A 23,004-nucleotide genomic window follows, 5' to 3' on the forward strand; every position below is an offset into this window, starting at 1 on the left:
AACCGGGCGTTTGTCCATTTATTCCTATTTTTACGCCCTCCAAGTTTATGGGATTATAATGGAAATAAAAGGAAAACTCATCATCATAGGCGGGGCCGTCGACAAAGGCAGCTTTACCGAGAACGATATTGACGTCAGCGCCAGCAAAAACATCAATTTTTTCGAGACCGGCATCCTCAAGCGCATCCTCAACGAGGCCAAGCACAACGAAAAATCCCGTATCGAGATCGTCACTACGGCGTCAAAGATTCCGCGCATCATCGGGCCTGAATACGTTAAAGCATGGGACTATCTCGGAGCGAAAAACGTCGGCGTCCTTCATTTGGAGAAGCGCGAATTGGCTTCCGATCCCGAAACGCTCGAAAGAATCAAAGCCGCAGATGTCGTCATGTTCACCGGAGGCGACCAGTTGCGGCTCACTTCCATTTTGGGAGGAACACCGTTTCACGACCTTTTGCTGGAGAAATACCACAACGAGGATTTCATTTATTCGGGAACTTCGGCAGGAGCCGCGGCCGCTTCGAACTCTATGATTTACCAGGGAAGCAGTTCCGAAGCGTTGCTGAAAGGAGAAGTCAAAATCACAAGCGGTCTCGGATTCATCGACGGCGTGACCATCGACACCCACTTCGTCCAACGCGGAAGAATCGGGCGCTTGTTCCAGGCCGTGGTAGGAAATCCGAGGGTTTTGGGCATCGGACTGGGCGAAGATACGGGCCTCTTGATCACGAACGGAACCGAAATGGAAGCGATCGGCTCGGGCCTTGTGATCCTCGTCGACGGACGCGAAATCAAAGACACCAATCTTACCCAGGTGGAACTTGGCCAACCCGTCTCGATCAACCATCTTGTGACGCACGTGATGAGTCAATACGACACCTACAACCTCAAAACCCATAAAATGCTGATCAAGTCTTCCCAATATGCGGAGGATTTGGGCATCCCGACGGATTAGGTTTAAGGTTTAAAGTTTAAGGTTTAAAGTTTAAGGTTTAAAGTTGGATTCATTCGATGTCACACATGAAAATCATCATACACGGAGGTTTTTTCTCCGAATCTTCGACAAACAACGAAACAAAAGTCGCCAAACAGCAAGCGCTGATACGCATCGCAAAGGCATCATTTGAATTCCTCACGCACAATTCCGCTTTGGAAACCGTCGTGCATGCCGTCTCTTTGCTCGAGGACGACGAGTTGTTCAACGCGGGAATCGGTTCCCAGATCCAATCGGACGGAAAAATCAGGATGAGCGCGTCGATAATGGACGGGGATTCCAAAAAAATGAGCGGCGTGATCAACATCGAAAACGTCAAAAATCCCGTTCAGGTCGCCCAATTATTGCTTGATTCAGAAGACAAGGTCCTCGGAGGCGAAGGCGCCACTGCTTTCGCCCGAAAACTCGGCTTCGACGAATTCTCTACCGAAATCCCGCAAAGACGAGCCGAATACGAGGCCAAAAGAACACCAACCGGAACCGGAACCGTAGGCTGTGTCGCGCTCGACCAACACGGGCGAATCGCCGTTGCAACCTCTACTGGCGGAAAAGGTTTCGAAATTCCGGGGCGCATTTCCGATTCGGCTACCGTAGCCGGGAATTACGCCAGCGAACGTTGCGGCGTGAGTTGCACCGGAGTAGGCGAGGACATCGTTTCCGGGGCGGTCGCAGCCAAGATCGTGACGCGCGTCACAGATGGGTTTTCGCTCAGCGACGCATTCGCCAAAACGTTCGACGAACTTCTACCTTTCGACGGTTTTGCGGGTGCGATCGCGATTGACAGCGAAGGGAATGTCTTCCATCAGCATTCGCATCCTAAAATGGTTTTCGCGTCGTTCGACGGGGAACAATTTGAGGTTTTTGAGTAACGTATTTCGTTGAGCGATTAAGGGAGTCCGGATCACGTCACTTTGCGTTTTACGTCCTTAAATCTTTAAATGATCTTAATTCTTTGGGCGTTGCGCCGCATCGAAACCTGTCCCAAATCCTAAATTGTCGCCGGCGCCGGGCTATCCGCTATATCTTTTGCCTCGCATTGTCGGGTAAGCGAAAGTTCCCGTTTTGCAAAAGGATGCCGCTGCTATCCCTAACGCCAACCCTACTGACTCAAAAATCCGTTGAGACGGTTACGCTTTTCCAACGTTCGAGTTCGTCCATCATGGCGTTTGACTTTTCGGTCGCAAGTTTATAAGCGTCGCTGCCCAAAAACAAATGCACCGGCGGATTTTCGGCATAAACCGTGTCGATGATCGCTTTCGCGCCTTTTACGGGATCGCCGGGTTGGTTTAAGTTCATCTGCTCCTGGTGGAATTTTTGGCTCTCACGCGTCGATTCGTATGCGTCCAATTCGTTTTTAGGTGTCACCAACGAACCTGACGTCAGGAAGTTCGTCCGGAAATAACCAGGCAAAACGGCTGTCGCCTTGATGTTGAAATCTTTGACTTCCATCGCGAGCGCCTCGGTAAATCCTATTACGGCGAACTTTGTGGCGCAATAAATCCCGAATCCGGGAAAGTCGCCCAGGTAACCTCCAATCGAAGCAATGTTGAGAATGTGCCCGGCGTTTTGCTTTCGCATTTGCGGCAACGCTTTCCTGATCACGTTTAGCGAACCGAATACATTGACTTCAAAGTTTTGACGCGTTTCGGCGTCACTGAGTTCCTCGACCGCGCCCAATAAACCAAATCCGGCGTTGTTGATGACCACGTCAAGACTTCCGAATTCCGCAATGGTTTGTGTTATCGCGCGTTGGACATCGTTTTCGTCGGTTAGATCCAATTGCAGCGCGAGAAAGTTCGGGCTTGCCGCGATCTGGTTTTCGAGTTCGTTCTTGTTGCGGCTCGTAGCGGCCACATTCTCGCCTTTTGCCAAAAGTTGGCGTGCGAGCTCCAGTCCGAAGCCTTTTGAAGCTCCGGTAATAAACCAGGTTTTTTTCATTTCGTGATTATTTGATAGCGTTGATTGTTCCGAGTGTCGTGACGGAACTTTGTGGATTTTTACAGGATTTCCGTATTGGGATGAGGTTTTGAATTTTTATTTTTCAAACCTCAAAGGGTTAAAAAAGACCTTTGAGGTTTAAAGGCCACTTCAAAAATCAGTCGACTTTGAGGTTATCTTCCAATCCTTGATATTTTCCTGTATCGCCTCGGTCTTCTCCCAGGCGCGTTTGACGGCGTCGCCTCCCATGAAGAAACGCACCGGCGGATTCGGGTTTTCGGCAAGGTCGATGAACACGTCAGGCGCTTTTTCCGGATCGCCGGACTGCCTGCCGTCAATTCCTTTATAACGTTCATGGGTGGAGCGGACCGCGGTATATTCCGGCATTTTGTTCTCAGAAAGCACGAGCGATTCCGGCTTGAGGAATGAGGTTCGGAAGCCGCCTGGCATCACGACCGTGACTTTTACTCCAAATTCCCTGACGTCTTCGGCAAGCACTTCGCTCATCCCGATCACAGCCGCTTTAGCCGCAGAATAAGCGGCCCATCCCGTCGCAGGAGCGAATCCCGCTATTGACGAAATATTGATGATGTGACCCGACTGTTGCTTGCGAAGTTGGGGCATTGCCGCACGGATAACGTTGATCGTACCGAAAATATTGATGTCGAACGCCTGTTTGATTTCGGCATTCGTCAATTCTTCAATGCTTCCGCCGATGCCATAACCCGCGTTGTTCACGATAACATCGAGGCGGCCAAACATCCCGATAGTCGCTTCGATCGCCTTTTTTACGCTTTCTTCGTCGGCCAGGTCGACGGTAAGTGGCAGGAAATTTTCGGTCCGCCCGACGGCCTGTTGTAATTGTGCAGCGTCGCGCGAGGTCGCCGCGACCTTGTAACCGTAATCCAGTAATTTGACGATCAGGGAACGGCCAAGCCCTTTTGATCCTCCGGTAACGAACCAAACTTTTGATTGCTCTGTTTTCATAATGTGTGGGATTATGAAGCAAAGTTACGCCTTCAGCTGTCGGGATAATTAGCCCACTTCAAACTAAAAGTTACGAAAATCAAACATTTCTGAAAATTGTCGGCGTTTGCGTGGTGTGCTTTCGGAAGAAGTTGTTGAAATGGCTCGCTTCCTCGAATCCCAAACTGTAACCGATCTCCGAAACATTCCAGTTCGTGTGCCTCAGCAACGCACGGGCCTCGGTGGCAAGGCGCTCGGCGATGATGGCGGTCGTGGTCTTTCCCGTAGTCGATTTGACGGCCCTGTTCAAATGATTCACATGTACGGAAAGTTGGCTGGCGTAATCGTTAGCGGACCGCATTGACAATCGCTGAGCGGGATTCTCGATGGGAAATTGACGCTCGAGAAGTTCCATGAAAACCGTCGTGATACGAGAGTTGGCATCGGGATGTTTATAGAGGTTTTCCGTAGGCTGCCGCTTCATCGCGAAATGGGCGAGTTCGAGGACATAGTTGCGCAACAGATCGAATTTGTATGTATAATCAGATGCGATTTCGTTGAGCATCTTGTCGAAAATCGCAGAGACTTCGGCGTCTTCCTCGGCGGAGAGCACGTAGCCAGGCTTTCCGTTCAACCCAAACATCGGCCAGTCCGACAAACTTCCCCTGATTTTTTCCTTGAAGAAAGATTCAGTAAAAATGCAAAAAACGCCATCTTTCGTTTCGGACAACGGCTCATACGTATAAGGAACCTGAGGATTGAAAAACATCAAGGTCGAGCCGTCCACGTCGATGCTCCTGTCGGCATAATGGTAACGGTTGTTGCCGCGAACCAGCGCCACCTTGTAAAAATCGCGTCGGTTGTAATGCACGGTGACCTGCCCGTTGTTGTAGCAATCTTCGGTACGGAAAACGTTGAAGTGTCCTATTCCTTGCTGGTAATCCGCCGGAAGGCCGTTGAGTTTTTGTCGGTAAAAGTCTTCCAGTGTTTCAGCTGTCTTCATAATGCGAAGTTATGAAAATCAAACAAATTGATTTGGAAAAACGAGGTTTGAAGTTTAAAAGTTTAGGGTTTAAAGTTTGAGGTTTGAGGTTTTTTGAGGTTTAAATCTTGATTAGATCAGCAATCCGCCGGAAACTTCGATGCGTTGGGCGTTTACCCATTTGGCGTCGTCCGAGCACAGGAAGGCTACCACGCTTCCGATGTCGTCCGGCAAACCGACGCGACCCAAAGCAGTCATTCCCGAAAGTTGCTCGTTCAGTTCTTTGGAATCGCGCACGCGTCCGCCTCCAAAATCGGTTTCGATAGGACCGGGCGCGACGACGTTGGCACGGATTCCGCGGGAGCCGAGTTCTTTTGCAAGGTAGCGTGTCATGACTTCAACGCCACCTTTCATGGCTGCGTAGGCCGCTGAGCCCGGAAAACTGAAACGCGCCAATCCCGATGAAACATTGACGATGCCGCCGTTGTCGTTGAGATGCGGCAGTGCTTTCTGCGTCATGAAAAATGCGGCTTTCAGATGGATGTCGAACATGTTTTGAAGTTGTTCCTCGGTAGTTTCGGCGAACGGGACGTACATTCCCGTACCGGCATTATTGATCAGGTAGTCGAATTTGTCTGTTCCGAATTTTTCCAATAATGTCGATCTCAGTTCTTCAAAGAAAGACCCGAAAAGGGCACTTTCGCCAACGTTCAATTGAAGCGTTGCGGCTTTTCGGCTGAGCGATTCGATTTCAGAAACCACGTTTTGCGCTTCGTCGTTATTGCTGTTGTACGTGAGCACGACATCGACACCTTTTTTAGCCAATGCCAACGCCATGTTTTTTCCAAGTCCGCGACTTCCGCCGGTAACGAGTGCTATTTTTTGTTGTGACATGATTTTACGTTTAGTATTTACGCAAAGTTAGTGTCGGTCGGAGCGCCAAAAATGGTGGAGACGTCAGTTTTTATCCCATCGATTCAATCCGTCGGCTCAACTATTTTTTTTTCGGAATTGAAGCGGCGTCTGGCCGACCATTCCTTTGAAAAACTTTACGAAGTTGGTCGGTTCGTCCCAGGCAAACCGGGAACTGATGTCTGAAACGGAAAGATTTGTTTCGCGCAACAGCCGTTTGGCCTCGTCTGCGATCGCATTTTCCATGAATTCGCAAGGCGATTTGCCTGTCGTAGCTTTAAGTGTGTTGGTCAGGTGGCGTTTGTTGATGAAAAGTTTCGCCGCGTATTGGCTTGTGGACATCCTGAAGTTAGCGCGTCCGGCGAAGAGCTCGTCGAGATGCGCGCCAAACAACGCCATGAAGTCGGCCGTAATTTGTTCTGCGCGACGGCCTTTCCTCCGGTTGTTTTGGCGACCGGTAAAATCGATTTCGGAAGGATCGGAAACTTCGGATGGATGCGGCATATCCAAATTTACAAAAAAAGGAAAGTCGCCCGTAAGCGACTCTCCAACATTGCATCCAAATAAAAAAGATCAGCCTACTCTCCATCCGGAGGAGATCGCCAGGCGGTTCCACGCATTGATGGCAATTACCATCACGATGGCGTCGGCTATGTACTTGTCGTCGAAATGCTTGCGCAGTTCATCATAGGTGGCATCCGTGACGTGTTTTTCGCTGATCATCGTCATTTCTTCGGTCAGGGCCAAAAGTGCCTTCTCCGCATCGCTGTAGATGTCGGCTTCGCGCCACGCGTTGAGCATAAAAATGCGTTGATTGGTTTCGCCATGTTTCAGCGCCTCGGCAGTGTGCATGTTGATGCAAAATGCGCATTGGTTGATCTGTGATGCGCGAATCTTGATAAGTTCCTTATGGGTTGCGGTAAGTTCCGTGGACGCGATGTAGTTTTCGATTCCGACGAATGCCTGATAAGCGCCTGGTGCCGTTTTTGAGATATTTACCCTGGTTTCCATTGTGAAATGTTTTTAAGTTTACAGGACAAATTTCCGCACTGTACGCTTTAAAAAACTTGAAGTACTTCAAGAAATGAATTCGGGTGCCTGAAACAACAATTCCAAATACTCATTTCGATTACCGTCAAACCTTTCCAGCCCTGATTTTACTAAGGAACTCAGCCGAAAAATCGAGGTAGGACGCCAGCATATATTGAGGCACGCGCTGGACGAATTCGGGAAACTTGTCGTTCATGTTGTGGAAGCGCTCCTCGGCCGAAAGCGAAAACAAATAGCTGATCCTCTTCTGGGCCGCGCCGACCGCCTTTTGGTAGCACAACCTGAAATAACGCTCAAGCTTTGGAATCTTCTCAAGCAGGAAATCCATATCGGATTTTTGCAGGACCGCGACCTCAGAACGTTCCACCGCCTGCACATAAAATCCCGAAACCGAATCATTGTGGAATGCGAGATAATCGGTCATCCACCAATTTTCGATCACGAATTGGTGGGTTTGTTCGTTTCCTTTGGGCGTTATCAGATAGAGCCTCAGGCAACCCTTGAGCACGAAAAACAATTTGTAGCCTGGCTTTCCGGCTTCGAGCAAAAACTGTTTTTTTCGTGCCTCGACATACGATATCCGAGACAATAACAATTCTTTTTCGCTTTCGTCGAGACTTACGAATTTGTCGATATGTTCCAACAGATTTTGCATACACAAATATAGTCCAACGGCTCAAGATTTTCCGACAGCAAACGACTATAAACGACTATAAACGACAACAAACGCTTATAAACGGATAACAATTTTGCCTTTGGTGCGACCGGACTCAATGCTCTCATGGGCTTTGGGCAGCGTGTCAAAATCATAAACCTGGGAGACGTGCGCCTGCAATTTCCGAGATTCGAGCCAATCTGCAATCTGCCTCATGTCGTCTCCGCTGCTTTGCACCATATGGAATCCGAGCCTGACACTGCGCGCTTCAAGCCTTTGTGCCAAATCTTTTAGATTGGCACCCGATGGCAACGTCCATAGCGTGCCGCCATCCTTGACGGTAAACGAGAGTTTTTCGAGAAATTCCCCCGAGAGCGAATCGAGTGCAAAATCGAAGCCTCTGAGCGACTCAAAAGGTGTTTCCAGATAATCGACGACGTGATCGGCTCCGAGCGATTTGACGAAATCGACATTTTTTGTCGACGTGATCCCGGTAACTTCAGCTCCGAGGTGCTTCGCGATCTGGATGGCGAAATGTCCGACGCCGCCCGCTGCCGACTGGATCAACACTTTTTGCCCTTTGGAAATGTTGGGTCTGAGGATTTGCAGCGCCGTCAACGCTGCCAACGTAGCGGCTGCCGCTTCTTCGAACGAAATGTTCATCGGTTTGAATGCGAGCTGTGATGCAGGCGAAGCGACATATTCGGCGTAAGCTTTGCCGTGACCCGGAAAATGGATCATCCCGAAAACATCGTCCCCAATCTGAAAATCCGTTACGGACTCTCCAACGGCTTCTACCGTCCCCGCGACGTCCCAACCCAGGACGAGAGGCATTTCCTCTTTGAGTTTTCCGAAAATTCCCTTGCCCGATCGGGTTTTGGCGTCTACCGGATTGATTGAGATCGCTTTGACTCTTATTAAAACTTCGTCCGCTGCGAAATGTGGCATATCGGTCTCGACCAAATTAAGGTTGGAAGCAGGCCCTGTTTCATTTAGAAGGTATGTTTTCATGATTTTAACTATAAAGATTATAGTGACAAAACTATTTATAGTTTTTTACCTTTGCAATAACTATCCAAATGGATAGGTGAAATAAAAATGACGATCGACTGTAAAAACGAGCAATATGAGATGGGCGGAAAGCAGTTTCCGTGCAGTACGAGCATCACGATGGAATTTATCGGAGGGAAGTACAAAACCGTGATCCTCTTTCATCTCCGCAACGCCGCACTGCGTTATAACGAATTGCGAAAGTTCATGCCGGTCGTCACGGAGCGCACGCTGAGCCTTCAATTGAAACAACTCGAACAGGACGGGCTTTTGAAGCGCACGGTGTACACCACAAAGCCGCCATTGAAGGTAGAATACGAATTGACCGATTTCGGCAAAACGTTGCTGCCGATGCTGATGGTCATTGCCGAATGGGGACGCGATGTCGCCGCCCAGAAAGCCTCCGTCGTGAAAGTCTAGGATTTGAGCATATCGACCGCGGCTCTCAGCGAAATAGCGGCGTGATGCACCGACACCAGCCAATCTTCGGCTGCAGCTCCGTCGGCACCATCCGAAATATATTTAAGGCATAAGAACGGGATATCGCTTTTTTTGGCGATCAGCGCCAGCGGAAAAGCTTCCATGTCAATCACGTTGTATTCGGTATTTACGTGGGACATTTCAAAGAAATCGCCGGTTCCGCAAATGCCTTGTTGAAGTTCGGGTGCCGAAAACCCGTACTCGAGAATAGGTTCGTCGCCGGAGAATGGCGTTTCAAATTTTCGGTAGCCAAGCGCCCGTACGTCCATATCGCGTTGAATGAAGCGGTTGCAGGCGATTACACTTCCTTTGGTAAATTCCGTGCTTCCGGCAGATCCAAGATTGACGATGATGCTGGGCTTTCCCGATTCCAGTTTTTTCATCAAGTGATATCCGGCCGACACTTTCCCGATTCCCACGAAAGCGTTGTTGCAACCTTCAAATGCTGATGCCGCCTCGATTTCGAGCGCAAAAACGAATAGCGGATCTTGGTTGAGCAATTCTCTAAGCATGCGCAAATGTAGGTATCACAAAGCAAAAAACCCGACATTTCTGACGGGTTCTTCATTGGGAAATAATGGGTTTAGAATCCTAATCCGACGGCAAAACCGTTGACCGATGCAGGGAAATCCGCGATCGCAGTGGCCGAGCCGTTCGAAAGGTTTATAGAATAGATTTTGTTGGTCGTTCCTACGGTAAGGATAGCATAAGCTGTATTCGAATTTCCTCCGATGTCGAAACCATTGGTGTCCATGACGTCTATGCCGAGTGAGCCGATTGCAGTCAATGTTCCTGCGTTAGGCGGATCTTGTTTGTACAACATGTCGGTAGCCGAATCGATGTCGTATAGAACCGTAGAGGCGGTTCCCGGATAACTGTTGGTGTAAGCCGCGGCCGTTATGGTCGGCGTACCCGGATTCAAATTGCCGTCTGTGGCAACTAAACTGCCGTCCACCGGATTGACGCGTAGATTTTGGCCGGTGTCGCTCACGATACGGATTTTATCCACAAAGGGATTGAAATCAAATCCGAAATCAGTGCCTACGAGCGTAGCTACCGGACCAGCGCCTACCATTGTGCTCGCTCCCGTGGCGGTATTGATGACGTAAAGACGTCCTGTGCTTCCCAAAGCGAACAATTGTCCGGTTACGGGACGCATGTCGATACCGACTACGCTTTCGGACGGTTGAAGACCCGTTATCGCTTTGCTGACCGGCGTTCCCGGCGACATAAAGTTGAAGGTGTGCAGGTTGTTGGAGCCATCTACGGCATAGGCCACAGGCGAAGTTGGGATGGCAATCCCGATGATAGAGGTCGAGAGCATACCCAAATCGGTCGCTTTGCCAGTCGTCAAGTTGATTTGGTAGAGATGATCCATGCCGGCCGTCGTAAAATTTGCAAGTGCCACGCTTCCGGACGGTGCGATGTCGAATCCTCCGTCGGCAGAGACATTGCCGGTCAGGTCAAGATTTCCGATCCCGGTAAGGTCACCGTCGTTCGGCGGATCTTGTTTGTACAACATCTTCGTGCTAAAGTCGATCACGAAAAGTTCGGTAAAAGAAGCGCCGGCCATATTGTTCGTATAAGCTGCCGATCCTACGTTTGGCGATCCCGGATTGAGATTGCCATCTGTGGCGGCAACGGCTCCCGTTTCAGGGTGAAGGCGCAAATTCTGTCCGCTCGAGGTAACCAGTCGGATGCGGTCTACCGTCGGATTGAAGTCAAATCCTACCATGCTACCTGAAACAGCTGGCGTAAAAGGCGCTCCCACGGCGGTCGCGGCTCCTGACGAGGTGTTGATGATATACAGTTGGTTGGTGCTTCCCAATCCGTACAATTGTCCTGTTCCCGGACGGAAATCGATAGCAAGCAGGTTTTCACTGGCCTGAAGCCCGGTAACCGGCATCGTGCTGATCGCGGTTGCGGAATTGTTGGCGTTGTATTTCACCAGGCTGTTGGACGTCGTGAGTCCGTAAAACTCGAGATTGGGTTTTTGGACAGGCGGATTGGTAGTGTTGCCGCCATCGTCATCATTGTTGCAGCTCGTAAAAGTTGCGGCCGAGAAAACGGCGCCGAGGCAAAACAGGGATCGAAGAATTTTTTTCATGTGGTTGCTGTGTTTGAGTTACTGATTCATTACAGTTTCTAACTACGAGCAACGATGGGTTTTGGTTTTAAGAATATTGCGTTTTTTTTAGCTATTTACGTTAAAGGCTGATATTCTAATGTTATTTTAATTTTTGATCGGTTTTTCCGACGCGGTTTTGATCGCTTTTTCAAGAATTTCGTCGCGCCCTTCGGCAATGCCCGAAACAGTCGGTTGGACTTCGATGTCGATTTTTACGCCGGTTCGCTGGGTTTGGGTGCCGTCCGGATAATAGACACCGAGCCCGGTTATGTAAGTGCTTGTCCCGTCAGGGAAGATCGCATCGCTGACATTCCCGTCGGCTCCGGCAGTCTGGCTGCCGATTGTAATGGCGTTTGGCGCGCATTGCAATCCCATGACGGTAAACTCTCCGTGGCTTTGCGTCATTTCGTTGACCAGCAGAATAACTTTTCCTTTGAATTTATCATTTCCGTTCTTGCCGATAGACAATATTTTGTTCCAGTAAAATTTTCCGGGATAGTCTGGATCCGGTTGCGTAAAGGTGACGAAATCCTCACGCCCGAAAAGTTTTGCCCCGATCGCATAGACGGTTCCTTTCGGATAATTCCGTATATCAAAAATAATCGCGCTCGTTGCTTTGAGCATATCCCACATGGCGTCGATCTCTTTTATTTCAAGTCTTCCCATGTCGACATATCCGATATTGTTATTGAGAATTTTCCACTTCGGATCGGTCTTTACCGGATCTTTTAAGTCGTCCGATAAGTAACGTTTTACCGTCTTTTCGGCACTTTGCCCGTTCCTCGAAAAAACAATCGTCGCCGAATCGTCCGGACCGTTGAGGAATGCATAACGCCGTCTTTTCTTTACTGCAGGATTTGAAGCCGGAAGATAACGGTCGCGCTCTTTCATTATTTCTGATATAGATTTACCGTTTACTTTTTCGATGACGTCGCCAATCCTTAGATCATCTTTTTGTGCTTTTTCTACATCGTGAAACGAGGTTATGACCGCCTTTTCGTCGATAATCCGGAAATCGGCGGCGATCCAATAATGTCCGAAATAAGCGTTTGCTTGAGCTGTTGTGATGCCGGCGTGGCTGTCGTCCGTTCTGGTCACAAGCTCGAGCATGGCGAGGTGCAGTTCCTGTTCGCTTTTCGCGTTGTCGAATTTCGGGATCATCTCCCGCAGCACGTCGTTCCAGTTTTGGTCGGTCAAATATTTGTTAGGGGAAAAGTACTCGAATTGGTTCCAGTATCGAATCAGCGAAAGCAGACGCAAATTGCGATCGTTCCAAACGCCGCTTCCGTATGTCTTCTCGTTTTTAAATTCTACGTTTCCGACAGGATCGTGCACGCCGAAATAATGCGATTTTCCAAGAAACCGGTTTTGTTCGATCGACTTTAATTTACGGGAAACCGATTCCGAAAAAAGCGTAGGATCCTGCGTCCACGACAAATCGAAGTTCTTGTCAAGATATTTTTTGGACGAAGGTCTTGCGCAAGCTTTACAGGGCTTTACAGGCCCGAGTCCGTCGAGCCATTTGTCGTAAACCGCCGAAAGATCGCCCGAATTTGAAATTGTTTTCGTTTTTTCGATGATGTCGAAAAGTTGTGCGTCCCAATCGAATTTGCCGCCCGCAACCTCCGGATGGTAGTATTTGAGAAAGCCCCATAGCTTTGCCGTGGTGTATAATTTGTCGGTTTCAGTAAGGTTTTGGGCCAACCCGAAAGCCGATGCCAGAAGGAACGCGAGTGTCAAGAGTTTTTTCATGAATTGTATGGTCAGGCACGTATCACGAAACGAAGACACGGAAATTGTTTTACAATTCCAAACGTCGCTACCTAAATTTTCCTCGACAAGCTATTTTAGGAGACGCGTTTCATACAAATCGGTTCGGCGGTCTTTCATGATGCGCACCGAACCGTAGTGATGAAGTTCGTCGAGCAGCGACAGGTCGACGTCGGCGATAAGCATCATTTCGGTGTTTGGAGTAGTTTCGGCTTTGATGCCGTTTGTCGGAAATTGAAAATCCGATGGCGTGAAAACTGCCGATTGGGCGAATTGTATGTCCATATTGTTGACTTTGGGCAAATTCCCGACGCATCCCGCGATGGCGACATAACATTCGTTTTCTATCGCGCGTGCCTGGGCGCAATGTCGAACGCGGGTATATCCGTTTTGGGTATCGGTCAAAAACGGGACGAACAGGATCTGCATGCCTTGCTGGGCGTACAATCGCGACAGTTCCGGGAATTCCACGTCGTAGCAAATCAGTATGCCGACTTTTCCGCAATCCGTGTCGAAAACTTCGACCTTATCGCCTCCAACCATCGCGTAATATTTTTGTTCGTTCGGCGTGATATGGATCTTGCGGAACTCGTCCACTTTACCCGTGCGGTGACAGAGATAGGAAACGTTGTAAAGTTTCCCGTTGTCGAGCAGCGGCATGCTTCCGGTGATGATGTTGACATTGTACGAGAGCGAATACTCGTGCATCTTCGCGACGATTTCCGCGGTCTTGGTTGCTAGCTCGCGCATGGCTTCGGTCTCGGGCAAATGGTTGTAAGGCTCGAGCAGAGGCGTGTTGAACAATTCGGGAAACATGATGAAGTCCGATTGGTAACCGCTGACGGCATCGATAAAAAAGCGCACTTGCTCGTAAAACGTTTCCATGTCAGGGAAAAGCCGCATTTGCCATTGCACGAGCCCGAGCCGGATTTTCATAGATGATCGCGCCGAAGCGTGAATGCCCTGATAGTAAATGTTGTTCCATTCGATAAGCGTCGCAAATTCCTTTGACTCGTGATCGCCGGGAAGATAATTCTGGAGGACTTTGCGGACGTGGAAATCGTTGGCCATCTGGAACGTCAGCGTCGAATCGTAAATCTCTTTGCTTTTTACCTTGTCGATGTATTGGCGGGGCGAAAGTTCCGATGAGTACTGATGATATCCGGGTATGCGTCCGCCGGCGATAATGCTCTTGAGGTTTAAGTTTTCGCACAATTGCTTGCGTGCTTCGTACAGACGTCGTCCAAGCCGCAATCCGCGATATTCGGGATGGACGAAAATCTCTATTCCGTAAAGCGTATCGCCTTTTGGATCGTGGGTCGAAAACGAATAATCGCCTGTGATCAGTCGGTAGGTGTGCTTATCGCCGAACTCGTCGTAGTCGACAATTATCGATAGGGCACAGGCCACAACCTTATCGTCAACCGCAATGCATTGCTGGCCCTCGGGAAATAATTTGAGAAGTCGCCCAATGCTGGCTTTGCTCCAAACCTGTCCGCCCAAAGTGTCGTAAGCTTCACGCATGGAGTCGCTGAGATCTTGGTAGTCGTCTAAGGTCAGGTTTCGGATTTCTATGTTCATCGGGTTGCGTTTTCTTAGTTTTTCAGAAGGTACGCAAATCTTTGGAAACAGGCGAGTGGGTTGGGAAGTTTAGCGTTTTGTTGACATAAATTCCAAGTACTAAACTTCAATTGGTTTTGATGCATTAAATTTTAAATGCCTTTAATTTCGATTTTTGTTCGAAACCTGAGTCTCACATTACGATCGTTGAGGTTTTGTGCCGTTGGAATTTATTTTTGGATGGGTTTATTTTTGCTGAATCGAATCGGAAATTACGGATTATTTTGTCCGATTTTTTTTCGCATTGATATACGGATTTTCACTGACCACACGGTTTGTCTGTTTCTTTTGCGGAGGATTTTTGGTTTTGGACGAGTGGATAAATACGCAAATCAGTGTTTAAGGAATTTCTTTTTTTGGCAGTAGGAGTGTGACTGACCCGCCTTCGAAATTTAAACCGCGAATTCGCGAATAAAAGATAATGCCGGAATCCTGGCGCCCACAGGGTCCGATTGTTGATGAAATTTGAATCGGTACAACCAATTGTGAGATTCCAAAAAAGCAAATCCCAAAATCAGGTAATGAAATTGTTGGTTTCAAACTGTTGGACTCGATTGTTTGGCTTTTCGTTTCCAAACAAGGTTCGGGATCGCGAAAGGTGTAAAGCAACTATGGAATTTGGTCAAAAAAACCTCGGTAGTATTTGATACTCAAACAAAAAAATCCCGCCTTTCGAGCGGGATTTTGAGTAAGTCATTCCGATTTATAAAAACGTTTATTTTACTTTGTTCACGATGGCTTTGAAAGCCTCTGGGTGATTCATGGCAAGATCGGCAAGAACTTTACGGTTCAATTCGATGTTGTTTTTCTTCACCAATCCGATGAACTGTGAGTAAGACATTCCTTCCAAACGGGCACCGGCGTTGATACGCATGATCCACAATGAACGGAAGTTTCTCTTTTTTGCTTTGCGGTCGCGATATGCGTACAACATTGCTTTTTCGACAGCGTTTTTGGCAACTGTCCAAACGTTCTTACGACGACCAAAGAAACCTTTGGCCTGCTTCAATACTTTTTTTCTGCGAGCTCTTTTAGCTACGGAGTTTACTGATCTTGGCATACTTTTTTTGTTTTTTGCAGCAGGCGTCCTGAATTGAATCTAAGGAACTTGGTGAGCCCGATACAGGGTTATATAATAATTTAACCGAACAATTGGTCAGTTGTCAGCGTTGGTTGTCAATTGTCAGACTAGGCGTTTGTCAACTATCAACTGTCAACCAATAACTTAAATAAGACGCAACTGTTGTTTTACGCTTTTTTCGTCAGTTTTGTGAACCAAAGCTGAGTGAGTCAAAGCAAGCTTGCGCTTTTTAGACTTCTTGGTAAGGATGTGGCTCTTGAAAGCGTGTTTCCTCTTGATTTTTCCAGAGCCGGTCACTTTAAAGCGTTTCTTGGCGCTGGATTTGGTTTTCATTTTAGGCATAATTCCTAATTATTGTGGTTTGACTTACTTTTTGTTTAACGTTAAAGTTTACTGTTAAAGTTGGCCGCGAACGAGCACCTTAAACTTAAAACTTTAAGCATTTACTTCTTTTTCTTCGGCGCAATAAACATGATCATACGCTTTCCTTCGAGCACTGGCATGGCCTCTACTTTTCCCCATTCTTCGAGGTCGGTAGCGAGTTTCAAAAGCAAGATTTGCCCTTGATCCTTGTAAATGATCGAACGTCCTTTAAAGAAAACGAAAGCTTTTACCTTCGAACCTTCCTTAAGGAACTTCTCTGCATTCTTGCGCTTGAATTCGTAATCGTGATCGTCCGTCTGAGGTCCAAAACGTATTTCCTTGATCGTCACTTGCGTAGACTTTGCTTTCAGGGCTTTATCACGTTTTTTCTGCTCGTAAACGAACTTCTTGTAATCCATGATCTTGCAAACCGGCGGAACGGCATTTGGCGAAATTTCGACCAAATCCAATTCTTGTTCGTCGGCCATGCGCAGGGCATCGGTCAATTTGACGACTATCGGCTCGGCACCATCGCGAATAAGGCGTATTTCGTTTACGCCGCGAATGTGCTGGTTGATGCGGTGGGCATCCTTTTTTTCTACACGGGCCGGGCCCCTGTTGTTACTTCTTATTGCTATGGCTTTATAAGTTTAAAGTTAGACTTTGTTTAAAGTTTAGTGTTAAGCTCCAAACGTTTTTAGTGTTGTGCTGATTTCTTCGTTGACCACGCGTGCGAATTCTTCGATAGAAACGGTAACGTTGCCTTTGCCTTCCTGTCCGTGGCGTCTCACCGAGATCGTCCCGTTTTTTTCCTCTTCTTCGCCCACGATGAGCATGAAAGGGAATTTTTTAGTTTCGGCTTCACGGATTTTCTTCCCGATCGTCTCGTTGCGGTTGTCAATTAGGGCGCGAATTTCGTGATTTTCGAGCAATTCCAAAACTTTTTTCGCATAATTTTCATATTTCTCACTCAAAGACAGAATGATAGCTTGCTCCGGCATCAGCCAAAGTGGGAAGTTTCCTGCCGTGTGCTCCAAAAGGATGGCGATAAAACGCTCCATCGACCCGAATGGCGCGCGGTGGATCATTACCGGACGATGCAATTCGTTGTCGGAACCTTTATAGGTCAGATCGAAACGCTCTGGCAGATTGTAATCGACCTGGATCGTTCCTAATTGCCATTGCCGACCCAGCGCATCTTTTACCATAAAATCGAGTTTCGGGCCGTAAAATGCCGCCTCGCCGGACTCGATCACATAATTGAGGCCTTTGTCGCGTGCCGCGTTGATGATCGCCTGCTCGGCTTTCTCCCAGTTTTCGACAGATCCGATGTACTTGTCCGGATTGTCGAGGTCGCGAACCGAAACCTGGGCCGTGAAATTCTCGAACCCTAAAGATCCGAAAACATACAATACCAAATCGATTACGTTCTTGAATTCGGCATCCAACTGGTCCGGCGTACAGAAAATATGGGCGTCGTCCTGGGTAAATCCGCGAACGCGTGTCAACCCGTGCAACTCACCTGACTGCTCGTATCGGTAAACCGTCCCGAATTCCGCATAACGCTTCGGCAAATCCTTGTACGACCATGGTTTTACAGCGTAAATCTCGCAGTGGTGCGGGCAGTTCATCGGCTTCAGCAAAAATTCCTCACCTTCGGCAGGTGTGTGGATCGGCTGGAACGAATCGGCTCCGTATTTAGCGTAATGACCGGAAGTCACATACAAATCCTTCATTCCGATATGAGGCGTGACGACTTGTTCGTAACCTGCTTTTTTCTGCGCTTTTCTCAAGAATTGTTCAAGGCGATCGCGCAAAGCGGCACCTTTTGGCAGCCACAGCGGCAAACCTTGCCCTACTTTTGGTGAAAATGCGAACAATTCCAGTTCTTTTCCGAGCTTGCGGTGATCACGTCGTTTCGCTTCTTCGAGAAGTTCGAGGTAATCGGTAAGGTCTTTTTGTTTTGGGAATGAAATTCCGTAAACACGCGTCAACTGCTTGTTCTTTTCGTCTCCTCTCCAATAAGCGCCCGCAACCGACATGATTTTGACGGCTTTGATGATGCCTGTGTTCGGAATGTGTCCGCCTCGGCAAAGATCGGTGAACGTCGAATGGTCGCAGAAGGTAATCGTGCCGTCTTCGAGGTTTTCGATCAATTCTACCTTATATGGATTGTTTTCTTTCTGATAAAATGCCAGCGCATCTGCCTTGGAAGCTGAACGCATCGTGAATTCGAATTTGCCGCGCGCGATCTCGAGCATTTTGTCTTCGATGGCTTTGAAATCGGCATCCGAAATTTTGATGTCTCCAAAATCGACATCATAGTAAAACCCATTCTCTATTGCAGGCCCAATCGTCAGTTTGACGCCTTGATAGATTTCCTGGAGTGCTTGCGCCAGAACGTGGGAAGTGGAATGCCAGAACGCTTTTTTGCCGTCCTTGTCGTTCCACGTATAAAGAACCAAAGAACCGTCGGTGGTAAGCGGCGTTTCGGTCTCTACGGTCGTGCCGTTAAATGCGGCCGAAATTACGTTCCGGGCCAAACCTTCGCTTATGCTTTTGGCGACATCCATCGGAGTTGCGCCACTTTCAAACTCTTTTACCGAGCCGTCGGGCAATGTTATCTTGATCATGCTTTAAAATTAGAAATGCAAATATAGTTGACAATTAACAATTAGTAATTAATAATTAATAATGTTTTGGGCTGAGATGGGCGTCCATTCGATTGGGATTTATTGTATTCGCGCTGATTGTTGCTCATGTTCCGGCGCTGGAGCGGAACGTGTTTTCATTCATTTAGTTCTTTTGATATCGCTTAAGCGCCATTATTCGATTTTCGCTTGTTTGTCAAATTTCCGGAAAAGATTTTGGTTTATCCGACAACAAACGTTTATAAATGACTACAAATGATTACAAACGTTTACAAACGCTTACAAACGACAGTAAGTGTTTAATGGTCGGATAATTTGTTCTGCATTCGCCAAATTTGCATTGTTCACGATCACGTCCGACGGTGGCAACCGAACGCGCTTCAGTTTACTCGCGGTTGAAACCTGACCGATCGTGACCAAACATAAATTGAAAGAATTTGGTGCATCGAATCAAGGTCTTTGAAATAGTGTATTGAAGCGGCTGTAGACTTGCAAGGATCTTACTTCGGTTTAGGCTGCGTTAAGGATGGAGGCGTTGTCTGAGCTCTTTTGCTTGAAACCCGCGAGGCGTCGCGACCTGTTAGGCCGTAAAGCAAAAAGCGAGGCCGACAGCCTGGCCCGTAACAAAAAAGCAGCCCTCAAAGCTGCTTTTTGTTGAAGGGAACGCCCAAATATCAAAGGTCGATACGCAGGCCTACGGACAATACGTTTTCCTTTTGGAGGCCGTTCTTGAACAAAGGATTGAGGTCGTATGTCACATAAAGCGCCGTCGGGCCAAAACCGGCGTAGGCACCGACTCCGTAGATGAAATTGCTGACATTGAATGAATTCCTGTAGCTTTCGTCCCGCTTGCGACCGTCGACCTTGTAGCGCAACGTTTGGTTATTCCAGATGTTCAGACCGGCGTAACCTCCAATGCCGAATTTCCAGTTATTGACCGTGGAGTAGCGCACGCGATCATAATATTCCAGTTTTTTTGAGTTTCCGAATTCGAGATAAGCCGGGAACACTAGGTTGGTTATGCGCAGCTTTTGGTATTTCAAATTATGCTCAAACGGCTGATAGAAAGTTTGGTCGCCGTCTACCGCAAAAATGCGATTGCCTGTGAGTTCAAAAGAATGGATTTGGAGAGCGGTTCCGTAGGCGAGACGCCAAAAATTGGAATCTTTCAGCAGGCGCGTCCGGAAGGTAAAACCTAGTTCGGCGAATCCGCTTTTCCAGATTTTATATGGTGAATCCTTTAGTGAGCGGTCGCCGGAAATGGCGTTGTTGATCCCGCCTGCCACAACAATGTCCGTGTAGGTGCGCTTGTCGTATTGGACTTTTTTGCTGTTGTTTTCGTATCCGAAACCCAACAGGAAACTGCCGTTGTCGTCATAGGAGTTGCCCAGGCCTAGCTCAAGTGTCGAACTTCGTTCGTATTGAAACGTCCAGTTGCTGTTGGTGCGTTCTGCCAATTGAAGTTGGTTCTCTATGATCGCTATTTTGTTGTCGATGTTGAGCGCGGCTTCCTTCGCTGCGTCTTCCTTGAGTTTTTGGGCTTCTTCGACCGAGATTTCCTTTTTCTCAAGACGAGTGTTAATATGCGCGATCGTTTGCTTGAGCTTAAACTTTTCCTGTTTTTCCACGCGCTCTTTCTCTTCGTTGAGGTCTTTGAGACGATTCGCTTTTCTCGCCTCGGCATGTTTTAAAGCCACAGAATCGAGAACGGGTTCATTTAGGTGCTGTGGGATGTTTTGGGCGTTCAGGCAAGGCATGACAAGGCCTGTCGCCAATAAGGCGAAAATGATTTTTTTCATGATGATTGAAATTTTAGTGGATGATTATTTAATTGTTTCCGAATGCTACCCGGATACGTTTCTGCTTGAAGACATTTTCAATGATGCCGCTTCTAAAGCTTTCGTCGAGCTCTGATTCACTCGCTTTCAAAAGCGCGTTTGCATCAGTTGGTTTGGATAGTCCGCGACCGGCGGCAATTTCCTTACGGGCGATCTCGATGAGGAGGTCAACGTCGTTGGGATCGGTTTTTTTTGCCGATTCTAAAGTCAGGGGGATTTTTGAAGTAATTTTTTTATCGGCAGGCGAGCGGGTCAACTCTGCGGAAGCGATCGTCAACGTTTCCTGGACGCCTTGTTTCGGCTCTGCCGTTGTCGAAGGAACCTGTTCAATCATTTTGGGCTCCGTGTCCGACGGTCTGGTTGCGACTTCCATCGGCTCGATGATTTCCAGGGTAGTTTTTGTCGATCGGGTCTCAAGTTCGATCTTTTTAACCTCCACAACCTCATGCGTAATTTCCGCTTGACGGCCCGCATTGAACAACAACGTAGTGCCTAATCCCAAAATTAGCACAGCGGCAATCCAATAAATCGCAGTATTTTTTTTTGGTTGACGTTCCCGCTGCAAGTTCACGCGTTCCCAGGCGTTTCCCGATGGCGTTATCGCGCGTTCGTTGAGTTTGCGTCCCAGCTCTTTCTCAAAATTCTTGTCCATGCGCTGTGGTTTTTTGGTTTGACAATTGGTTCTGCAATAGTTTGCGTGCTTTGAAAAGCTGTGTTTTGGACGTGCTCTCGGAAACGCCGAGGATTGAAGCAATCTCTTTGTGGCTGTAGCCTTCTACCGCATACATGACGAGAACGGTTCGGTATCCGTCTGGAAGGGAGTCGATCATCATCTGGAGCGCGTCCGTATCGAAATCATCAGGATCCGCATCAATGCTTATAAAATGAGCTTCCTCGACTTCAGTAAACTGCATTTGCTTTCGGCTCCTCAAAAAATCGATGGCTTCCCTTACCATGATGCGTCGTATCCAACCTTCAAAACTACCTTCGAAACGGAAGCGTTGCAGGTTGTCAAAAACTTTGGTGAATCCCGTAATCATGACGTCTTCTGCATAATGCAGGTCCGAAATGTAATTGCGGCAGACGCTAAGCATTCTCGGGGCGTGTCGCTTGAAGAGCTTCTCCTCGGCCTTCGCATCGCGTTTGAGCGCCTTTTTGATAAGCGTCTCTTCAGATTCGTACAGCGTAATGATCTTCATTAGGTTCGGTTTCTAAGCCATAGACGGAAATGCAAATGTAGAAGTTGCCTGGGATTTATATTTTTTATTTTTTCGGATATCAGCCATTCCTACGTCAATTTCAAACGACGAATGAACCGATTAGTTCATGGCGCCGCCGAACGCGGTCAGGTCGAAACCACTGCCGTATCTTTGTCTTATGCAACAATACTCAGTTGCTATTTTTCCGCCTCCTTATAATAGGTAGGGTAAGAGACATGAAACAGGAATTACGCACGGCCATCGGAAAGCGGTTTGGTAGCGTCAATTCCGATGCGCATATCACGTTCAATGTTTTTCGATGCGACGAGACCGAACTGGCACTCCGGATTAAGGCCGTGCAACTGTTCTGCGGTCAAGTCGCACATTTGCCGATGCGGTTCAATCATTTTGGGAATATCCGAATGGAACTTTTTTCCTGGCGCCCGATGTTGACGCTACCTTATATATAAAGTACTTGATGCAAGTGTTCCATCGGATGCATTCCGATTTCGGCGTCCAAGAGGTCGAACGATCCGCATATGAGTATCGCCCGACAGCTGTCGCCAAATGAAATGGTCGTCGCCAGATCATTTTACGGCAGTCCCGCATTTGTTGTTTGACTGGGACCGCGTCAGTTTGCGACGGTTTAATTACTCCCGTATGCAATACGATGTAGTGACCGATTTCGTTTTTTCCGGCACTGGCAGTAAAGAAGAGGAACAACTGACACTAGATTTTTGAAGAAAAGTTTGAAGATGGGTTTCATCTAACGAAAAATTTTCCAAACGTAACGCTTTCGTTATCTAAACGTTACGGATTATCGCGAAAAAACTTGCAAAATTTCCACATTTAAAACTTGTAAATGCGAAAAAAGCGGCTACTTTTGCACCCGCATTGACAGCGAAGTTCATCGACATACTGAGGTAATAAGGGGCAAAAAAAAGTGAAAAAAAGTTTTGTCGGAGACGAAAAGACTTTTTATCTTTGCCGTCCGGTTTGAAAGGGTCGGATGTGTTTAAAGTTCCTTTATTATTGATGTGCCGGGCGGCAGGAAAAAAGATCAAAATATTTTTCTCAAAAAGCTTGGCAATTTAAAAACAAGTTGTACTTTTGCACCCGCTTTGAGACACAAGCGAAAGAAAAGAGATTGACAAGTTCATAGACATATTGGATTGACAGCACTTCAGGAGTGATTCTGAAGTAAGCAGAGAGTAAGGAGAAACAATAGCGTGTTTCTTTTGAATTATACTGAGTAAGGCTTGAAGTCGTAAGTTATTAAAATATACGATGAAGAGTTTGATCCTGGCTCAGGATGAACGCTAGCGGC

The 23,004-nt window shown here is 47.7% G+C and carries 23 protein-coding genes; 4 read left to right on the top strand and 19 right to left on the bottom strand.

Features of this window, described 5'->3' with window-relative positions; all coding sequences use genetic code 11:
* Positions 1 to 58 precede the first annotated feature (58 nt).
* Both HC229_RS10155 and HC229_RS10160 read left to right on the top strand, forming a co-directional pair.
* Positions 59 to 955 (top strand): cyanophycinase, encoded by an 897-nt coding sequence (locus HC229_RS10155; protein WP_191020370.1) that lies wholly within the window; start codon positions 59 to 61, stop codon positions 953 to 955.
* A gap of 65 nt (positions 956 to 1,020) precedes the next feature.
* Positions 1,021 to 1,863 carry an isoaspartyl peptidase/L-asparaginase gene (locus tag HC229_RS10160; RefSeq protein WP_191020371.1) on the top strand — a complete coding sequence of 281 codons (843 nt, stop codon included), beginning with the start codon at positions 1,021 to 1,023 and terminating at the stop codon, positions 1,861 to 1,863.
* A gap of 238 nt (positions 1,864 to 2,101) precedes the next feature.
* On the opposite strand, the gene HC229_RS10165 is transcribed toward HC229_RS10160, so the two are convergent.
* From HC229_RS10165 to HC229_RS10200, 8 genes are all read right to left on the bottom strand, one after another.
* Positions 2,102 to 2,932 (bottom strand): oxidoreductase, encoded by an 831-nt coding sequence (locus tag HC229_RS10165; protein WP_191020372.1) that lies wholly within the window; start codon positions 2,930 to 2,932, stop codon positions 2,102 to 2,104.
* A 150-nt stretch (positions 2,933 to 3,082) separates the two neighbouring features.
* Positions 3,083 to 3,919, bottom strand: coding sequence for an SDR family oxidoreductase (locus tag HC229_RS10170; RefSeq protein WP_191020373.1), 837 nt, complete (start codon positions 3,917 to 3,919; stop codon positions 3,083 to 3,085).
* 79 nt (positions 3,920 to 3,998) lie between these two features.
* Positions 3,999 to 4,901 (bottom strand): helix-turn-helix domain-containing protein, encoded by a 903-nt coding sequence (locus HC229_RS10175; protein WP_191020374.1) that lies wholly within the window; start codon positions 4,899 to 4,901, stop codon positions 3,999 to 4,001.
* Positions 4,902 to 5,012: 111 nt separating this feature from the next.
* Positions 5,013 to 5,774 carry an SDR family NAD(P)-dependent oxidoreductase gene (locus HC229_RS10180; protein ID WP_191020375.1) on the bottom strand — a complete coding sequence of 254 codons (762 nt, stop codon included), beginning with the start codon at positions 5,772 to 5,774 and terminating at the stop codon, positions 5,013 to 5,015.
* Positions 5,775 to 5,870: 96 nt separating this feature from the next.
* Positions 5,871 to 6,296: a helix-turn-helix domain-containing protein gene (locus HC229_RS10185; protein ID WP_191020376.1), complete on the bottom strand. Its 426-nt coding sequence runs from the start codon at positions 6,294 to 6,296 to the stop codon at positions 5,871 to 5,873.
* A 69-nt stretch (positions 6,297 to 6,365) separates the two neighbouring features.
* A complete protein-coding gene (locus tag HC229_RS10190) occupies positions 6,366 to 6,803 on the bottom strand; it encodes a carboxymuconolactone decarboxylase family protein (protein WP_191020377.1) in 438 nt (145 codons plus the stop codon).
* A 124-nt stretch (positions 6,804 to 6,927) separates the two neighbouring features.
* Entirely contained in the window at positions 6,928 to 7,497 is a 570-nt protein-coding gene (locus HC229_RS10195; RefSeq protein WP_191020378.1) for a Crp/Fnr family transcriptional regulator, read from the bottom strand.
* Between the two features lie 75 nt (positions 7,498 to 7,572).
* On the bottom strand, positions 7,573 to 8,508 hold the full coding sequence (locus tag HC229_RS10200) for an NADP-dependent oxidoreductase (RefSeq protein ID WP_191020379.1): 936 nt from the start codon (positions 8,506 to 8,508) through the stop codon (positions 7,573 to 7,575).
* Between the two features lie 87 nt (positions 8,509 to 8,595).
* On the opposite strand from HC229_RS10200, the gene HC229_RS10205 reads away from it, so the two are divergent.
* Positions 8,596 to 8,967, top strand: a complete 372-nt coding sequence (locus HC229_RS10205; protein WP_191020380.1) for a winged helix-turn-helix transcriptional regulator — start codon at positions 8,596 to 8,598, stop codon at positions 8,965 to 8,967.
* Here the strand turns inward: HC229_RS10205 and HC229_RS10210 are convergent.
* From HC229_RS10210 to HC229_RS10260, 11 genes are all read right to left on the bottom strand, one after another.
* The gene (locus HC229_RS10210) at positions 8,964 to 9,539 is read right to left on the bottom strand and encodes a 5'-methylthioadenosine/S-adenosylhomocysteine nucleosidase family protein (RefSeq protein ID WP_191020381.1); all 576 of its coding nucleotides are present in this window, start codon (positions 9,537 to 9,539) and stop codon (positions 8,964 to 8,966) included. The two genes, HC229_RS10205 and HC229_RS10210, sit on opposite strands and share 4 nt — an antisense overlap.
* 71 nt (positions 9,540 to 9,610) lie before the next feature.
* Positions 9,611 to 11,134, bottom strand: a complete 1,524-nt coding sequence (locus HC229_RS10215) for a DUF4394 domain-containing protein (RefSeq protein WP_191020382.1) — start codon at positions 11,132 to 11,134, stop codon at positions 9,611 to 9,613.
* A 126-nt stretch (positions 11,135 to 11,260) separates the two neighbouring features.
* Positions 11,261 to 12,946 (bottom strand): S41 family peptidase, encoded by a 1,686-nt coding sequence (locus HC229_RS16720; RefSeq protein ID WP_191020383.1) that lies wholly within the window; start codon positions 12,944 to 12,946, stop codon positions 11,261 to 11,263.
* 51 nt (positions 12,947 to 12,997) lie between these two features.
* Entirely contained in the window at positions 12,998 to 14,506 is a 1,509-nt protein-coding gene (locus tag HC229_RS10225) for a GNAT family N-acetyltransferase (protein ID WP_191020384.1), read from the bottom strand.
* Positions 14,507 to 15,260: 754 nt separating this feature from the next.
* Entirely contained in the window at positions 15,261 to 15,605 is a 345-nt protein-coding gene (gene rplT / locus HC229_RS10230; protein ID WP_191020385.1) for a 50S ribosomal protein L20, read from the bottom strand.
* A 165-nt stretch (positions 15,606 to 15,770) separates the two neighbouring features.
* Positions 15,771 to 15,968: a 50S ribosomal protein L35 gene (gene rpmI / locus HC229_RS10235; RefSeq protein WP_176007463.1), complete on the bottom strand. Its 198-nt coding sequence runs from the start codon at positions 15,966 to 15,968 to the stop codon at positions 15,771 to 15,773.
* A gap of 101 nt (positions 15,969 to 16,069) precedes the next feature.
* Complete coding sequence (gene infC, locus HC229_RS10240) at positions 16,070 to 16,621, bottom strand: translation initiation factor IF-3 (RefSeq protein WP_191020398.1); 552 nt, start codon at positions 16,619 to 16,621, stop codon at positions 16,070 to 16,072.
* 48 nt (positions 16,622 to 16,669) lie between these two features.
* Positions 16,670 to 18,622 carry a threonine--tRNA ligase gene (gene thrS, locus HC229_RS10245; RefSeq protein ID WP_191020386.1) on the bottom strand — a complete coding sequence of 651 codons (1,953 nt, stop codon included), beginning with the start codon at positions 18,620 to 18,622 and terminating at the stop codon, positions 16,670 to 16,672.
* A gap of 692 nt (positions 18,623 to 19,314) precedes the next feature.
* Entirely contained in the window at positions 19,315 to 20,439 is a 1,125-nt protein-coding gene (locus HC229_RS10250; RefSeq protein ID WP_191020387.1) for a hypothetical protein, read from the bottom strand.
* Between the two features lie 28 nt (positions 20,440 to 20,467).
* Positions 20,468 to 21,130 carry a hypothetical protein gene (locus tag HC229_RS10255; protein WP_191020388.1) on the bottom strand — a complete coding sequence of 221 codons (663 nt, stop codon included), beginning with the start codon at positions 21,128 to 21,130 and terminating at the stop codon, positions 20,468 to 20,470.
* The gene (locus tag HC229_RS10260) at positions 21,114 to 21,677 is read right to left on the bottom strand and encodes an RNA polymerase sigma factor (protein WP_191020389.1); all 564 of its coding nucleotides are present in this window, start codon (positions 21,675 to 21,677) and stop codon (positions 21,114 to 21,116) included. The genes HC229_RS10255 and HC229_RS10260 overlap by 17 nt, the downstream gene beginning before the upstream one ends.
* 236 nt (positions 21,678 to 21,913) lie before the next feature.
* On the opposite strand from HC229_RS10260, the gene HC229_RS10265 reads away from it, so the two are divergent.
* Positions 21,914 to 22,147 (top strand): hypothetical protein, encoded by a 234-nt coding sequence (locus HC229_RS10265; protein ID WP_191020390.1) that lies wholly within the window; start codon positions 21,914 to 21,916, stop codon positions 22,145 to 22,147.
* The last annotated feature ends 857 nt before the right edge of the window (positions 22,148 to 23,004 follow it).

The sequence above is a fragment of the Flavobacterium selenitireducens genome (assembly GCF_014748335.1).
Classification (GTDB): Bacteria; Bacteroidota; Bacteroidia; order Flavobacteriales; family Flavobacteriaceae; genus Flavobacterium; species Flavobacterium selenitireducens.

Bases quoted from the DNA above. Each gene is read 5' to 3' on its own strand.
- HC229_RS10155 (WP_191020370.1), top strand. From the start codon at position 59: ATGGAAATAAAAGGAAAACTCATCATCATAGGCGGGGCCGTCGACAAA.
- HC229_RS10160 (WP_191020371.1), top strand. From the start codon at position 1,021: ATGAAAATCATCATACACGGAGGTTTTTTCTCCGAATCTTCGACAAAC.
- HC229_RS10165 (WP_191020372.1), bottom strand. From the start codon at position 2,932: ATGAAAAAAACCTGGTTTATTACCGGAGCTTCAAAAGGCTTCGGACTG.
- HC229_RS10170 (WP_191020373.1), bottom strand. From the start codon at position 3,919: ATGAAAACAGAGCAATCAAAAGTTTGGTTCGTTACCGGAGGATCAAAA.
- HC229_RS10175 (WP_191020374.1), bottom strand. From the start codon at position 4,901: ATGAAGACAGCTGAAACACTGGAAGACTTTTACCGACAAAAACTCAAC.
- HC229_RS10180 (WP_191020375.1), bottom strand. From the start codon at position 5,774: ATGTCACAACAAAAAATAGCACTCGTTACCGGCGGAAGTCGCGGACTT.
- HC229_RS10185 (WP_191020376.1), bottom strand. From the start codon at position 6,296: ATGCCGCATCCATCCGAAGTTTCCGATCCTTCCGAAATCGATTTTACC.
- HC229_RS10190 (WP_191020377.1), bottom strand. From the start codon at position 6,803: ATGGAAACCAGGGTAAATATCTCAAAAACGGCACCAGGCGCTTATCAG.
- HC229_RS10195 (WP_191020378.1), bottom strand. From the start codon at position 7,497: ATGCAAAATCTGTTGGAACATATCGACAAATTCGTAAGTCTCGACGAA.
- HC229_RS10200 (WP_191020379.1), bottom strand. From the start codon at position 8,508: ATGAAAACATACCTTCTAAATGAAACAGGGCCTGCTTCCAACCTTAAT.
- HC229_RS10205 (WP_191020380.1), top strand. From the start codon at position 8,596: ATGACGATCGACTGTAAAAACGAGCAATATGAGATGGGCGGAAAGCAG.
- HC229_RS10210 (WP_191020381.1), bottom strand. From the start codon at position 9,539: ATGCTTAGAGAATTGCTCAACCAAGATCCGCTATTCGTTTTTGCGCTC.
- HC229_RS10215 (WP_191020382.1), bottom strand. From the start codon at position 11,134: ATGAAAAAAATTCTTCGATCCCTGTTTTGCCTCGGCGCCGTTTTCTCG.
- HC229_RS10225 (WP_191020384.1), bottom strand. From the start codon at position 14,506: ATGAACATAGAAATCCGAAACCTGACCTTAGACGACTACCAAGATCTC.
- rplT (WP_191020385.1), bottom strand. From the start codon at position 15,605: ATGCCAAGATCAGTAAACTCCGTAGCTAAAAGAGCTCGCAGAAAAAAA.
- rpmI (WP_176007463.1), bottom strand. From the start codon at position 15,968: ATGCCTAAAATGAAAACCAAATCCAGCGCCAAGAAACGCTTTAAAGTG.
- thrS (WP_191020386.1), bottom strand. From the start codon at position 18,622: ATGATCAAGATAACATTGCCCGACGGCTCGGTAAAAGAGTTTGAAAGT.
- HC229_RS10250 (WP_191020387.1), bottom strand. From the start codon at position 20,439: ATGAAAAAAATCATTTTCGCCTTATTGGCGACAGGCCTTGTCATGCCT.
- HC229_RS10255 (WP_191020388.1), bottom strand. From the start codon at position 21,130: ATGGACAAGAATTTTGAGAAAGAGCTGGGACGCAAACTCAACGAACGC.
- HC229_RS10260 (WP_191020389.1), bottom strand. From the start codon at position 21,677: ATGAAGATCATTACGCTGTACGAATCTGAAGAGACGCTTATCAAAAAG.
- HC229_RS10265 (WP_191020390.1), top strand. From the start codon at position 21,914: ATGAAACAGGAATTACGCACGGCCATCGGAAAGCGGTTTGGTAGCGTC.